This is a genomic window from Kiloniella majae, assembly GCF_002118315.1.
In the GTDB taxonomy this organism is placed as follows: Bacteria; Pseudomonadota; Alphaproteobacteria; order Kiloniellales; family Kiloniellaceae; genus Kiloniella; species Kiloniella majae.
Map to the genome: position 1 here is coordinate 188,488 of NZ_MTSZ01000005.1, position 14,932 is coordinate 203,419.

A 14,932-nucleotide genomic window follows, 5' to 3' on the forward strand; every position below is an offset into this window, starting at 1 on the left:
TTTAAAGCCTTTATCTATTTGTTACTCATGTGTAGAGGGTACTGCGTTGTATCGTTTGCCATGTCGCGGATCATCTGATTCCAGCTTGGTATAGAATACCCAGTACTGTTTCTAAAAAATGCGCTATTCAAACGGCGATCACATACGCATGTATCATCATCGTTGATCGTAACATTAAGGGAAAAAGCACTGTTCACAAGTGAAAGAAGTTCAAATTTGTTGATTGAATCAGAAGAAACGTGCAAGACCCCTTCAAGGTCGGGATTATAAAGCAATATATCGCCGATAATTTTTGATAGTGCCTGGGTCGTAAGGCCCGTATAGAGGACTTTGGAAAATCCATTTATGGTGTTGCCCTGTTGCGTGATTAGCCAATCAATTAAGCTGGTGTGACGATTGAGTTCCCGCCCAACAATTGAGGTTCGAATAGTTAAACATCCTTGGCCTGAGACCTCACCTATAAGTTTGGTTCGACCATAGAGGTCAACCGGGTCAGGGTTATCTTCTTCGCTATAAGGTCCATCGGTGCCGGAAAAAACACAATCTGTGCTGAAGTGAACTAGCCGCACGCCCTCTGAGGTACAGAGTTCAGCCAAAAGGTGCGGAAATATGCTATTGATCCGAATTGAAATAAGGGGTGCCTTGGATTCTTTTAACTGCTTAACCACACCGATGCAGTTTAGCACTACATCCGGTCGAAATGTGCGCACAGTCTTGGTAACTGCATCAAAATCCTCAGCATCAACACCGCCGAAAATATGCTGTCCCGCAAGGGCTGGTACATTGGCGAAATCCTTGGCTGCATGGCGAACAGTTCCAGCGACATCAAAGTGATCGACTAAAACCTGAACCAGCTTGTGCCCAAGCATTCCATTTGCGCCAAGGACAAGAACTTTCATGATATTTTCCAGCTCATGTGCATATTTTGAACCAAAATGCTGAGGGCTCGGAACTCGGATAAACGCTGCGCATATCCTTGATTTCCGGGAACGTCTCCAGCATCAAATCAGCATGATGACACATCATGTAATTACCTGGCCAGGTAATTTGAACCTTGCTGTTGTTTATAAGATAGGCCTGCAGGAAATATTGCTCATTCCAATAAAGCCCGCCTGTAAAATAAACCTCAGGATACCGCTTTGGCAAAGATATATCGTGAATATGGACATGAACCCCCGGCTTTAAGCGAGGTAAAATTTCAAGGTACTCATATTGAACATCGCTACCTTCGCGCAGCACATGGGTTGAATCGATGAACAGGATATCTCCCGCTTCAAGAGAGGTAAAAACATCCAAGGCAACGTTTTGGACCAAATCCTCGATCAACGTGACTTTCTTTTGCGCAATCAAATTTATCATTTCTTGAGGTGGATAAGGTTCAATGCAACACAATTCAACCGCATGACCTTCATCTTGTAAAACCTGACACGCCTCAACGGCGACTTGGGTCGAGCTGCCACTGCCGATCTCAACAATTCGCTTTGGGCGGTTAATCAGGATCGTGGCAAAATAGATATGCGCGTCAACAGCCATGTAACGGCCATTCACCAGATAAAACCCATCCTTGGTATCCTTCTCGAAAATCGCAGGAAGGCGTTTACGGAAAACCGCCAATGCTTGCGGTAACTCTTCGCGCATATACTTTGAGATATGAACCGCATCAATGTCCAATCCGGGCAAGTCTCTGACTTTCTCAAAGAAATCCTCTTCAATAAAATCACTGCGCGTTGGAATAGGAGAGTAGTAGTGATCGCGCATAACAATCACCGGGTCGCTACGCGAGATCACCGGTCCAAAAAACCGTGCTGCGTTGAGTGTTTTCATAAAACACATAAAAACCGAAATTAAAGGAAGAATGCATGATTGTGCGCCCCTTACCAAAACAGATTTTAATTTACTCAGCATAGCAGTATCCAAATTCTTTATACACTATTGTAGTACTTACGACTTTCCGAAGCATGATTGAACACTGTTTCCTAGAAGGTAGCAGCTATTTTGGCAACATATTTTTCCTCTGCTTTCGTAGAAATACTCTCCCAGTTTTTCTGGCTCCATTACAAAAAATTACCCCGTACGCAGAACTCCTCTTTTAAGTGGATTTCAGGCATATACTCCAAACAGGCGATTAATGAATCTGGCCTCAGCTATTGGTCCTGCTTCACCGTGCATCCATAATCTAAACTGTCCCTTTTCAAACATTCACATGACTTCAAATTCTTTGATTGTGGCGTATGCAGTTTTCATGGACTTGAAGCCCAGAGTGGGCTTGATTTATATCTTGAGCTTACCATGATCTCCCTCAAACCTGTTATTCAGATATTTGATTTGACGATGTAAAAATTCATTTGGGGTCTTGCCTTAAACTTTCAATTGCCCGATGGCTTCTCCGTATGTAGGAGCCTTGTCTGATGAGATTGATATAGGGACATATTGTTTATTGCGTTTGAAGGCTTTGTTCAGGAAACGCTTGGCTGCTTTCGTGTTACGTGTTGCGGATAGATAGAAATCAAGGGTAACCTCCGTCCTTATCAATAGCTTGATACAAAGACTTCCACTTCCCTTTAACTTTTATATAGATCTCATCAACCCGCCAGGAATAGGACCGACTTCTCTTATACCAATGAGGCTTCTTTTCGAGTTCAGGAACATAACACTGAACCCAACGGTAAAGTGTCGAATGATCAACATCAACTCCCCGTTCTTCCATCATTTCTTCGTGATCTCTGTCGCTGATACCATATTTACAGTACCAGCGAGCACATTGAAGGATATCTCTGAGTGGATTTTTGGCAACAGGGCCTAATTTAAAAGCCTAAGGGATAATCCAGCTGATTGCGTCTAGCTCCCGCTGTGTCTTCCATACTCACGAATAAGTCTCCAATGTGTAACTTATTTCAGGACGAGACAGAGTTCTGCGTCCTGGGTATTTTTTTGCAACTGAGCCGTTGTTTTGTACTGTAGGGGCAAGGTTGATAATAGATACTTTCACATCCTCGCGTGTAGTGGCCTCTGAGATATCGGATGCATTAGAAAAAAGTAATACTCCTGAAAAGAGCAATTTTCTAGAAACTGTTTTAGAGCACTGCCCTGTCCACTGCGCATATTGGGAAGCGCCGTACTGACGATCAGTTTTTCACAAGATGTAAGTGCCATCAGTTCTCTGCTCTCTCACGCCGTGTCTTCCTTTAATAAAGCATCATCGTAAAATACTTTAAGCATCTTTTTATTCTCGTGACGATTTGATTTTTCTGAAATCAGTTTGAGATTAGATTGCGCCATTGTGTTAACAGTTTGATCGTCAGACATGGCGACGATAATTTTCTCAGCTATTTCATCTGGATACAAATTGCGAGCAAAATACACATTTTCAGGTTCGCTGACCAACGGTGTAATTGTCGCCAACGGTGATACAATAGGGACAGCACCGCACCCCATTGCTTCCCACATGCTGTTGGGAACACCATCGACCAAAGATGGTAATAACACAACTCGGGAACTCCCCATCATATCCAGCACTTCCTTGCGTGGGACTTTTTGCCGAACTTTTATGCTCGCCTTCATATCTTCTGGAAGCAGGTTTACCCAGAGCGGGATTTCATTAACCGCCATAAGCATGTTGATCGTACATGGTTTAATGTTTGGCCAAGCAATTATTAATGCCTCCAACACGGGTAACCCCTTTGACCAAGGGGACTCGTATGCCTTGGGCCACAAGATGCTTGATCGCTCAGATGGTTGGCCTTGCCACTTTTTATGGAATGCCGGGATATCCATCCCACCGGTTCCGGAGATAATAAGTCGAGGGGTGTTTTCGAGTTGGGCTCCCATTTTAGAGAAGTAGTCGAAATTAAGAGTGTTATCGGTCACAATGGCATCTGCCTGGGATGCCATATCTGAAAGATAAGAAGCCATTGTAGGAATTGCCCTTTTGAAAAAAAGATCAGATCCACCGCGAAGCTGCAACACCCATTTTCCAATGTTCTGAAGTTTGTAACGCGAGCGAGCATCTAAGTACATCCGCCCGCCGGGCTCCATTCCAAAGGTATGAATAATATCGGGTTTGAATCGACGAATTATGATTGAGAGATTAAACTCAACTAACCTCCTAAAAGCGCCACCAATCAGGTAAACGTTGCACAGCGCATTGGCCAAATTCAGTCCAAGGCGTTGCACGTTGTAAACAGGGTGGGGAAACTCTTTTGAAATAGGCTCACCAATACTAACGCAGCGAATATCAAATTCCTGTTCATCAAGTAAGTCAATCCACGACTGAGCATGCGAGCTGTGGATTTCTCCGATGAATAGGATTTTAATGCGTTTTTTTTGTTTAGATCGTTCAAGCATTTTAGTATTTTACGTTCCATTTTGGGGAGCATCAAGTACCTGCTGAGACCAAAGTTCAACAATTAATGGTAACCAGACGTGGGGCCAAGGGGCACTGCCTTCGCTGTGTCTTTTTGTCAGGCTGGTGATACTTGCGGGATCAAATAACCCTCGATTTTTAACTGTCGCGCTCGATAATGTATCGGCCATGATTTCACGAAGCGGACCCTTTAGCCAGCTATCGAACGGCATTCCAAACCCACGCTTTGTCCGATTGTCGAATTCAACTGGCAGCATGTCCCGGCCAATGTCCAGCAAAACGCGTTTCACCCCGGTTTCTCGATAACTTCCCGCGACAGCATTGGTATCATGGTCAGGTCTCATCTTAACATCATTAGAGACAGAGAGCGCCGTATCAGCAACAACAGTATCGAGGAAGGGCACTCGAACTTCAAGGGAATGGTGCATGGAGACTGCGTCGATATCGCGCAGCAACTGGTTTTGGGTATAACCACGCAAGCAAAGCGCGCTGACTCTTTCCAGAGGAGTACCATCGCCAAGCTCGGTGATTCTCTCCAACAAATCGGCATGATGTCGGCTGCCGTTTGCACCCCTGCCAAAATCAGGATGAAGCAGGCGTTCGACCTGATCGACATTAAGAATGCGATATTGTTCGGAATACCGACCGGTGAAGTCTATCCGGCGCAATTTATCGAGAACTCGATTGCGCCACGGTAGTGTTCTCGCGAACCGGGCGAGCGGCCCCGACATAGCCGGAATCTGCGCGTTCTGCATGGTAGAAAACCACGGATAGCCAGCAAATAACTCATCCCCCCCGGTTCCGGAAACGGCAACTTTGACCACTCTGGATGCGGCCTTCGAAACAAAAAAACTGTTAACCCCATCAACAGAGGGCTGATCCAGCGCAGCACCAATCTCGCCAATGGAGGCAAGCATATCAGCCCCACTGACCTCAAGACGAGTGTGGTCTGTGCCCAGATGGCGAGCCACGAGATCTGCATCATCGGTTTCATCCATGCCAGCCCCTTCGGCACCAAAACCGACAGAAATGGTTTTCAGATTACCAGGATTTTTCCGGGCCATCATGGCGACCAGCAAGGCACTATCGATGCCACCGCTTAAAAATGCCCCGACCGGTACGTCGGCAATCATTTGATGGCTCACAGAATCTTCCAACACAGCGTGTACAGCTGCCTTCGCCTCATCGTAGCTGGCATCTCGCAAACCCGCCACCCGATCACGGCCTAAGCTCCAATACTGATCGATTCGCGATCCGGACTGATCGATAATCATACGATGGGCTGGCGGCAAGGCCGTAACCCCGGCCAGCATCGTGCGAGGCTGATATACGGCCCCCATCATCAGTAGCTCGCGCATCGCTATGGGATCGATTTCACGCGCGACCATGCCACTGGCCAGAAGAGATTTTAGCTCGGATGCAAATAAAAACTGCTCGCCTGACCTGGCATATAAAAGCGGCTTGATGCCGAACTGATCGCGGACCAGAACCATGCGTTCATTACCCCGGCCGCGTCGTCGATCATAAATAGCTATGGCAAAGATGCCGCGCAAATGATCGACAAAATCATCACCGTGCAGCAGGTAAAGCATCAGAATAACTTCTGTGTCGCTGTGGGATGTGAAGCTCACACCGGATGCTGTCAGCTTTTCCCGCAACTCCAAATAATTATAGATTTCGCCGTTGAAGGTGATCACCACCCCGCCACCCTCCGCTACCATCGGCTGATGGGCGGCGCTCGTCAGATCAATGATCGAAAGACGCGCTTGACCGAGAGACACATGAGCGTCTTCCCAGTAGCCATGATCATCCGGGCCACGCCGTGCCATAGCGCCCGTCATGGCTTCAACAGCAACCCGATCAGGGCGTCCAAATATTCCAGCTATGCCACACATGTAGTTTATAATTGTCCCGAATTTAAGTCGCGTTGGGGTGACGAGTGGCGCGGGCTTCAACACCATTCCCGCCGTATGTTACGGAAACAGGCTCTAACTTTGATGCCTCAAGAGCGCTGCAAATTTCTTCAGCGCTACGAAGATGCTTATAGAAATCTGTTACTGTGTCGTGGGTATCAAGGACACACCACTCGCTTAACAGCTTGTTGCCAAGTTGTGGATAGGCATCGTAATAATCTACAAGCGGAGAGATCCTCATAAGCCATGTCCGCAACATTCTCGCAATGCGGCTTTTCCGCCACAGTAAGCGGTGGAAGAAGACAAAGAACTTTGAAATAGCGACTGCCGTATACGACCCTGCTTGCGGGTTAAACTTCAACAGAAACCATCGTAAGATTTTTTTTGGTGGAGCTAGGTCATAGCCATAAGTGTAATGATCAATGATAAGCATTCCGCCAGGCTTCACGTAAGACGCAAGCGCCCGGATGGTTTCTTCCGGATCCGGTGTATGTTGAACCACACCTATACAAACCACAAAATCAAATGATTGCGCAGGAACTGGCAGCTTCCGAATATCGCCCTGACAGACGAAGTGGCCCGGATGATCGCCGAAATTTGTAAAATTCGCTTCCACAGCAATCGATAAATCGCACGAGAACGTTAGCGCCCCACTGCCCAGCAAAATTTCGCTAAATCGGCCAGAGCCACACCCGGCCTCCAAAACTGTTTTGCCGGACACAACCGATAAGTCGCCGCCTAGACACCGTGTCAATCGATCCCGGCTGATAGTGGTGCCTGAACAAGAGTCAAGCTGTGTCGCGGCGTACCTGTTCCATTGCCAACCAAACGCGCTAGCATAATTATCTTCGGACACGAACCTAGGAACATTGCCGCGAACCGGAAAGGAACACCCCATCTCACAGCTATAATGTTCTTCAACAGCAGAGGAAGAAGAATGCTCCAGCGGCGTTTTGTGTACCGGGCAAATTAGATTTTCTAGTGTGCGCACTTGTGGCCTCGTATAAGTACTTGAATAAATATTTTGACTGATTATCAGATTGACTTTGCTATCTTGCGAATACAATCCACGACCCGACTTGCCGTGTTACCATCCCAATTTTCGATCTGCAAGCGACCTGGCATGGGGGATGCTAAAACGGCCTTCAACTTCTCCAAAAAAGTATCCACTGAGACCAATGTGTTTGTTCCGCGATCGATTGTAATCGGTCTTTCCGTGTTGTCGCGTAGGGTTAGGCAGGGGATGCCCAGGTATGTTGTTTCTTCTTGGATGCCACCTGAGTCAGTAATAACGGCCCTTGAATTCATAACTAAATTCATAAATCCGATATAGTTCTGTGGCCCCAGAAGTTCTATTCTAGCTTCGTCTTCAAGTTTTTTCATAAGCCCGAAAGTAACAAGCCTCTCCCGTGTTCTGGGGTGGACTGAAAAAACCAACGGCAAGCTTTTGCTGGCTTCAAGCAATCCATCGACCAAAGCGCCTAGCTTATCACGATCATCCACATTGCTTGGTCGGTGCAGAGTAACCAGGCCATAATCTTGTGAGGAAAGCCCGAGTTGTTCAACCAGGTCGTATGAAGCGATAGAGCCCGAAAGCATTTCATAAGCATCAATCATGATATTACCGACGAGGCATATACTGTCTTTATCAACGCCGCTGGCCAGTAAATGTGCATCGGCATCAGGGCTGGGCGTCCATAGATAATCGGATATTGAATCCGTAATAAGACGATTAATTTCTTCGGGCATGGTGCGATCACCGCTTCGCAATCCTGCCTCAAGATGAGCCACAGGCAAGCAAAGTTTTTTTGCCGATATGGCACAGCCCATTGTAGAGTTTACATCCCCCACAACGATAACAAGACCCGGTGGGTTTTCCAGACACAAGGCTTCATATTTTTTGATGATTTCTGCTGTTTGCTCACCATGTGAGCCACCACCAGCGCCGAGATGATATGTTGGATCGGGAAGCTGCAAATCCCTGAAGAAGGAATCCGACATATCAAAATCATAATGCTGCCCTGTGTGAACAATTTGTGGGTCAGCCCAATCTTCTTTGCTTAAGGCATGATACAATGGAGCAATTTTCATAAAATTTGGTCTGGCTCCGGCAACCAAATGGATGATTATGTTATTCATGACTTTTTTCTTTAAACTACGGAATGCAGGATAGCATCAAACTGGTTTGCGACAACGTTACGGTCATAACGGGCGGATACATTCCGGTGTTCGTTGGATACGTGTAGTGTTCCAGTTTTCCATTTTTCGACCATCTGTGTAAAAGCCTCTACGATACCCTCTATATCGTTTGGCTCAAGGGATTGCCACGCGCATTCGCCAACCAATTGAGCCGAGAAGCCCGACGAAGGCGTTATGCCGATTAATGGCTTTAATGCAACCAGGTATTCGACCAGTTTACTTGGGAAGAACACACTACCATCTGAGGGTGCATCGACGATTAAAAGAACATCGCTGTTTTCGATTTCTCTCATACTATCCAGATAACTTCCAAGTGGAATGAAACGTATCTTATCGCTAAGTCCGCGTTGGCGAGCCATGGTGATGTACTCATTTGACATCCGCCCCATGAAACTAAGCTCAATGCACTCGCTAACATCAATTGGCAATTTATCAAGCGCATCGAAAAGCGGTTCAGGGGTTCTGGTGCCTGAGAACATGTCGCCGATATAGCTCATTCGCAGCATTTGTTTTTTTACACGGTTTTGCGCATGATCTGAGAGGACGCGAGAATCATGCATATGCGGGACAACAACAACTTTTTCCCGTAATGCGTTGGGGTACTTATCCATGACAAGATCTACCGTTTTTTCTGTTACGAAAACAATCCGATCAGCATTCTCCATAACGGCACGTTCATAGCGCTCCCAACAGGTTCGGATTTCAGTACTGATGGTTGCGTGATAGATGCTATCAACCCACGGATCACTGAAGTGAGCAATCCATGGTAGGCTTGGGAAATTTTTCTTCAACTCAAGGCCAATAATAAAATCAGCCCAGGGCTGGGCAAAGGTGATAATCACATCCGGTTTATTTACCGAAATTTCGGCCTGGGCCTCTTTTAAAGCGCGCCGTGCCCAGTCATGTAAGGGCATATCTTCGAGAACTGGACGGGTCAACGTTGCCCAGAATTTGTTTTTCGGTTTGACCGGAATCAAATCATAGCTGGACTCATAGAGTCCTTGCAGGCCAGTATCGACAAAAGTATTATCCCCAAATGACATAGCATTACCCGTCACGACACGGCTATCCCACCCCAGATCGGCTAGCCCGGACAATAAGCGCGAGACCTGTATCGATCTTGGGAATAGCAAGGGCGGCATGGCCCAGGAAACAGCAAGAAGCTTAGGCATTATAATCCAGTTGTATGTTTAGACACGCCATTCCAGCATCCAATGTTCAAGAATGATCAAATTCCATAGTCGGTGTTGGTCCAAAATCCCGGCATCCTCTGACAAGCCCAAGGACATTAGCCTGTTTACCTCACTGGGGACAAGATGCTGATGCAAGCGGCATCCCTTGCCAAGTAAGTCTTTGACCCACTCTTTAAGCTCGTTATTTAGCCAGCCATACACCGGCACGGGAAAACCTTGCTTTCGCCGCGTTATGACTTCATCGGGAACACGCTCACTGGAAAATCGTCGTAGAATCCGTTTTGTTGTATAGGGGCCATCATGACCTGGGCCAATTTTAATTCGGGCAGGAACGTTCGCCGCCCATTCAACAAGCCGATAATCCAAAAATGGTGTTCGCAGCTCCAGCGAATTCGCCATGGACATCTTATCGGCTTTCATAAGTAAGTCCTCAACCAGCCAAGACTGACAAAATGCGTATAGCGTTTGATGCAAAGGGTCTTGCTTGCCAAGGCGGCGCAGACTATCGCGGATCTCGCTCTGGCTGTCCTTGAAACCCAGGTTCTGCCCCATCAGTGTAGTTTTTTCCCGGGCTGTCATATAGTTGGTCATATTGGGTGGTGGCGATGTCCGCCTTTGATCAATCACCTCGCCCAGGCCTTTGTTAAACAACTGCCCCAGACCTGACTTAAGCCGTTGCGGCCAACTATTATCGCGCTCCCATGCGGCGACACGAAGTCCGAAATCATAGCCCCCCAGAACTTCATCACTGCCCTCCCCGGACAGAGCAACCTTAACCTGTTTACTGGCCAACTGAGAGACGTAATGAAGTGGGATCGAAGCTAAATCAGCCAGCGGCTCGTCGGTATAACGAACGAAGTCAGGTAGAAAGTCGATGAATTCCTTCCTGCCGATAACGATTTCATGATGGTCCGTCCCTAAATAACTGGCGACCTCCCTTGCGTAGGGCAACTCATCAATCTCCGGGTGACCAGCAAAGCCGACGGAGAAAGTATTTAGCTTATGACCACCGACAGCTCCATCACTCGCAATGGCGGCTACAGCAGATGAATCAAGCCCACCGCTAAGCATAATTCCAACAGGAACATCCGCCCTCATGCGAAGGTTTACCGCGCTTGAAAACAGGTCCGTAAACTGTGCGTCTGCTTCTACATCATCAATCTCAGGCACATTTTCTTGATAGGGTATGTCCCAATAGCGTTGGATCGTCGGCGCTGCATCGCCGCGCTTGATTGTTAAAGTGTGCCCCGGCGGAATCTTATAGATGTTTTTCCAAATCGTGTCCGGGGTAGGAACATAGCGAAGCGTCAGGTAGTCCCAGATGGCTTGCGGGTTGATATCGCGTTCAACAAGACCTGTGGCGAGAATGGACTTGATTTCAGAGGCAAATAGAAGCCGTTTGCCGTCCCAGTAATAATAGAGCGGCTTAACCCCCATGCGGTCGCGTGCCAAAACCAGTCTCTGTTCACTCTCGTCCCACAGCGCAAACGAGAACATACCGTTCAAACCGTGGATGCCATCTAGCCCTTTGTGGGTTAGTTGCTGCAACAAAACTTCGGAATCAGAGGCGGTAGAAAACTTGCAACCTACTTCAGCCAATTCCTGGCGTAATTCCTGATAGTTATAAATTTCGCCATTAAATACCAACTGCCAGCGTGCTTGATCTGATGACATTGGCTGATGCCCGCCAGCGATATCAATGATACTAAGCCGTCGCATGGCAAGTCCAATGCCATTGCCAACAAAGACCCCTTCATCATCCGGGCCGCGATGAATAATTGCATCCGTCATGGATGCCAACACAGCCTTGCCCTCGAACCCGGAGATTGTCTCCGTCACATAGCCAGCAATGCCGCACATTCAGGTCGCGCTCGGGCCCTTGGCCCGCCCCTCTGCCAGGTCAATCAATTGTGGAAACGACAAAGATGGAATTCCTTTTTCGGCAATATAATCTATCGCCTTATAAAATGGAGGATTATCGACAACATGGGCCGGGTCGACATAGTAATTCAGCACACCCGGTAAATTGTTATCAAGAAAGTAATCGACAGTTTCCTTGAACAGGACGAAAAAATCGTCCTTCAATATCAATTTTTCAACGTCCGACAAATAGTTCCAGGAATCCAGAATTACCTGTGGCGAGCGGACGGATCCTATGAGCGGAAATTCATAAAGCCCGCCTTCTCGCTTGATCGTCGCTCCGCCTTCATAAGCGATGGGCGGTAGAGTGGTGGAACAATAGCTATACCCAAGATCGCGAGCCGTCCGGTAGATCACATCCAGTTGTTCAGGTTTTTGATAGGACCCAAAATGTGGGGCGCGAAAGCCTGTTGGTGAGGCCCCAAGAACATCAACATTAATACGGTGGCCTTCTCGAATATCAGCGATAACCTGTTCATCAGTGAAAGTTGCATAATCGGTAACACTGAAATATCGAGGACCGCGACGCACGGCATGGGGTTGGCCCCCATGGTTCATAAAATGTGCACCATTTTGATACAAGTCGCGATAAATAACCGCACCTTCGGCCAGCTGAGCGCCGGGAACGGCGAATGTCGGTATAATCCCCTTATCCATTAAATAGGGAGAAAGTCGTTTTGATGCCTGGGCATCTTCTGGTGTGTCGCAATCGAAAGAGATCACAAAATATAAACGATCAATTCCGGCAGCTCTGCATTTTTCACTATAGGAAACGAAGATCTGCTTCGCCAAGGTTTGCTCTTTCGAGCCAAATAATTTGGATCGAAGGGCAGACAAGACCCGCCGGATGGTTTGTAGCATTATAATTATTTTCCGTTACTTTGGCTTGCGAGCTGTAATCCAGAGACTCCATCCCCAACGGCGGATCAATGCATTCAACAATGGTTTTGGCATTAAACGTGATGCAAGGAGCGGGAAGAAATGATCAACGATCCCTGCTACATCAGTACCAAAGACCTCTACATTGATATCCTCAAATTGGGCAAACAATTCTTCTTTCGCTTCCTTGATCGTTACGGGCCAAGTATGCGGGTTTCCTTCCCTGCGATCACCATCGCCATAACGACTGCCCATCTCCAGCGGAGAAAGAACGCGGTGCTCTAGGTTAACAATACCTTCTAGGTACTGCACGATGTATCGAAACAAGAAAGAGTTTCTGTTGTACAACATAACACCAACGGTGCCGCCGGGCTCCACAACACGGAAGACTTCGGCCAAGGAGGATTCGATATTTGGGCTATGGTGCAAGACACCCCATGAGTAGACATGAGCGAATTTATTATCTTCAAAGGGAAGCGAGCGCCCATCTCCCTCAATAATTTCACCGGGTAAATCGAATGCCTTGAATCGACTTGTCGTTTGCACGATTGCGACGGGGTTGAGATCTAGTGCGGTTACTTTTGCTCCCTGCTGCGCCCAGTTCATGGCCATGTAACCCATGCCACAGCCAACCTCAAGAACATTTTTGCCACGGAATTTTTCGTAATCAAAAATCTTTCCAAAGGTTCCTTTGTCATTATGCAAAGGTAAGTTCCACTGAAAGAAGGTTTTATCGGCCGTTTCGAAGAATTCTCGAGAGCCGAATTCAACTTTTCTGACGGTTCCATCTGGATCAACGTAGTCTGTAACACCGTGCTCCTGACCATAGGTCATTGGATTATCGGCCCACCAATCACGGACGGCTGACTTTACGTCTTGATCGCTCATTTGCTGCTCCTACCGCTGATAAGGTCAAACACTGCCAGTGCTGTGGCGACGGGAACGATTGCCACAGCACTGGCAAATTCCCCTAGGTGAGAGTGAGCAAGGAACCTGCGTTTCGCGAGACTGCCACGTAAGTCGGCATCAAATTTAAAAACCCGCCTGCGACCATTTATCAAAAGTTTGTGTGATGGACTGGATTTTGCAACGCGCGCGTCAATTTTGTTACACCGCAGTCCAATCGCATCGCAATAGACTAGAATAATAGTGTCAAACTTTCCTGCGGCGAGCTCACTCATGTAGCCGGATGTCCATGTGTCATCAGCCAAAAGATTACTTTGTGAGGGCTGTGTGGGAGTGATCTCTGAAATTGCATCCTTGGATGCGTCAAGATCGAACCCGGCATCAAAATGTAAGGCGATTTCACCATCAACAGTGTTCAGGCTGACAAAATCCTTCACCATAGACAGTAAATAGTCTAGGTCACGGGCATTTGCATAGAAATCCCGAAGAAATGCAAAGTTATTAAGGACACGAAGAAAAGGATTTCGCCGCATAACCTTGCGATAAAAAGATTTTCCTGTTGCCTCCACGCTATCATGGTCGGCTCCGTGATAGGCACACAGAACAAATAATGTGCGCCCGCCTTTGGTCAATAACTCTGGCTTTAGAACCAGCGTTCGCATTTCGAGAGGGAGGTGTGTTTCGGTCATAAATCACAATGCCAGTTATGTTTTTAAGCGTCAGAGAGGAAAGATGCCACTTTTAGTGCGTGCTTAGCAAAAATCAATTGTTTTCTTTGATCGCCATAATATAAAGCGAGGATGCTTGAGTCGGAATGAAGAGCTTTCCAATTATATCAAATAGGTCGTCAAGAATTTTATACTTTCGGACCCGCATATCCCATGTCCAGTCCGGCGGCCCCCATCCAAGATGTTTTACTTCGGTAATAGAAAAACCGGCGGTGAGGACTTTTTGAGAAATCGTCTCTGCAGTGTAAAAATGAACGTGATCTGTGGATTCAAGGGTTCCTGGAGCGCGCTTGTACGCGAGTTGCCACCACCAAACACCTTCATTAGGGACACCCAAAACCAAAAGGCCACCAGGCTTTAAAACACGATGGGCAGTCGCAAGTGCGGCGTCGTCATCCTGGATGTGTTCGAGGACATGGTTGAAGTAAACAATCTCAAAAGTGTTATCGACAACTGGATAATCGAGGATGTTCCCCAAAAAAATGCCAACATTCAGCTTGCGTTCTTTGACGCGAGCCAGGCGCAAAATGTTGTAATCACTACCCCAGAGTTGCTCTGCATAGTCCGTTAGCCAGGCCAGGTTGTTGCCATCACCGCAACCTAGATCGAGCATGGTTTCGGCTTTTTGCTTCCCGCATGAGGAAAGATAGCGTGCTATCGAGTCTTTGACAAAAGATCTGCGTTTTTTGAGATGATGCCGCCACGGGCTCTCAGCCTCAGCCTTCTGTTCCTCTTCGTACCAAGCCGGGTTGATCGAGCGGGCCTCTGCAAGTTGAGCTTCGTGTTCCTGTGCTTCCTTGACCAAGATGCTAATCCCATCTTTAACTAGAA

The 14,932-nt window shown here is 47.3% G+C and carries 12 protein-coding genes and 1 pseudogene; all 13 read right to left on the reverse strand.

The window, feature by feature from the left end; translation table 11 throughout:
- Positions 1 to 14: 14 nt before the first annotated feature.
- The 13 genes and pseudogenes from BKB51_RS15400 to BKB51_RS15460 all read right to left on the reverse strand — a co-directional run bounded on the left by BKB51_RS15400 (position 15) and on the right by BKB51_RS15460 (position 14,906).
- A complete protein-coding gene (locus BKB51_RS15400) occupies positions 15 to 899 on the reverse strand; it encodes a dTDP-4-dehydrorhamnose reductase family protein (RefSeq protein WP_085902004.1) in 885 nt (294 codons plus the stop codon).
- A 13-nt stretch (positions 900 to 912) separates the two neighbouring features.
- On the reverse strand, positions 913 to 1,824 hold the full coding sequence (locus BKB51_RS15405) for a class I SAM-dependent methyltransferase (protein WP_158090249.1): 912 nt from the start codon (positions 1,822 to 1,824) through the stop codon (positions 913 to 915).
- Positions 1,825 to 2,100: 276 nt separating this feature from the next.
- A pseudogene (locus BKB51_RS15410) lies at positions 2,101 to 2,770 on the reverse strand (IS6 family transposase).
- Between the two features lie 398 nt (positions 2,771 to 3,168).
- Positions 3,169 to 4,344, reverse strand: a complete 1,176-nt coding sequence (locus BKB51_RS15415) for a glycosyltransferase family 4 protein (RefSeq protein WP_085902006.1) — start codon at positions 4,342 to 4,344, stop codon at positions 3,169 to 3,171.
- A 9-nt stretch (positions 4,345 to 4,353) separates the two neighbouring features.
- Positions 4,354 to 6,324 (reverse strand): asparagine synthase (glutamine-hydrolyzing), encoded by a 1,971-nt coding sequence (asnB, locus tag BKB51_RS15420; RefSeq protein WP_085902007.1) that lies wholly within the window; start codon positions 6,322 to 6,324, stop codon positions 4,354 to 4,356.
- The gene (locus BKB51_RS15425; RefSeq protein WP_085902008.1) at positions 6,281 to 7,267 is read right to left on the reverse strand and encodes a class I SAM-dependent methyltransferase; all 987 of its coding nucleotides are present in this window, start codon (positions 7,265 to 7,267) and stop codon (positions 6,281 to 6,283) included. The genes asnB (BKB51_RS15420) and BKB51_RS15425 overlap by 44 nt, the downstream gene beginning before the upstream one ends.
- A 44-nt stretch (positions 7,268 to 7,311) precedes the next feature.
- Positions 7,312 to 8,415 carry a non-hydrolyzing UDP-N-acetylglucosamine 2-epimerase gene (gene wecB, locus BKB51_RS15430; protein ID WP_085902009.1) on the reverse strand — a complete coding sequence of 368 codons (1,104 nt, stop codon included), beginning with the start codon at positions 8,413 to 8,415 and terminating at the stop codon, positions 7,312 to 7,314.
- 11 nt (positions 8,416 to 8,426) lie between these two features.
- Complete coding sequence (locus BKB51_RS15435) at positions 8,427 to 9,647, reverse strand: glycosyltransferase (RefSeq protein WP_085902010.1); 1,221 nt, start codon at positions 9,645 to 9,647, stop codon at positions 8,427 to 8,429.
- Positions 9,648 to 9,665: 18 nt separating this feature from the next.
- Complete coding sequence (gene asnB / locus BKB51_RS15440) at positions 9,666 to 11,528, reverse strand: asparagine synthase (glutamine-hydrolyzing) (RefSeq protein WP_085902011.1); 1,863 nt, start codon at positions 11,526 to 11,528, stop codon at positions 9,666 to 9,668.
- Entirely contained in the window at positions 11,529 to 12,449 is a 921-nt protein-coding gene (locus BKB51_RS15445) for a polysaccharide deacetylase family protein (RefSeq protein WP_085902012.1), read from the reverse strand.
- Between the two features lie 15 nt (positions 12,450 to 12,464).
- On the reverse strand, positions 12,465 to 13,355 hold the full coding sequence (locus BKB51_RS15450; RefSeq protein WP_085902013.1) for a class I SAM-dependent methyltransferase: 891 nt from the start codon (positions 13,353 to 13,355) through the stop codon (positions 12,465 to 12,467).
- Positions 13,352 to 14,062: a hypothetical protein gene (locus BKB51_RS15455; RefSeq protein WP_085902014.1), complete on the reverse strand. Its 711-nt coding sequence runs from the start codon at positions 14,060 to 14,062 to the stop codon at positions 13,352 to 13,354. The genes BKB51_RS15450 and BKB51_RS15455 overlap by 4 nt, the downstream gene beginning before the upstream one ends.
- A gap of 73 nt (positions 14,063 to 14,135) precedes the next feature.
- Complete coding sequence (locus tag BKB51_RS15460; protein ID WP_158090251.1) at positions 14,136 to 14,906, reverse strand: class I SAM-dependent methyltransferase; 771 nt, start codon at positions 14,904 to 14,906, stop codon at positions 14,136 to 14,138.
- Between the last annotated feature and the right edge of the window lie 26 nt (positions 14,907 to 14,932).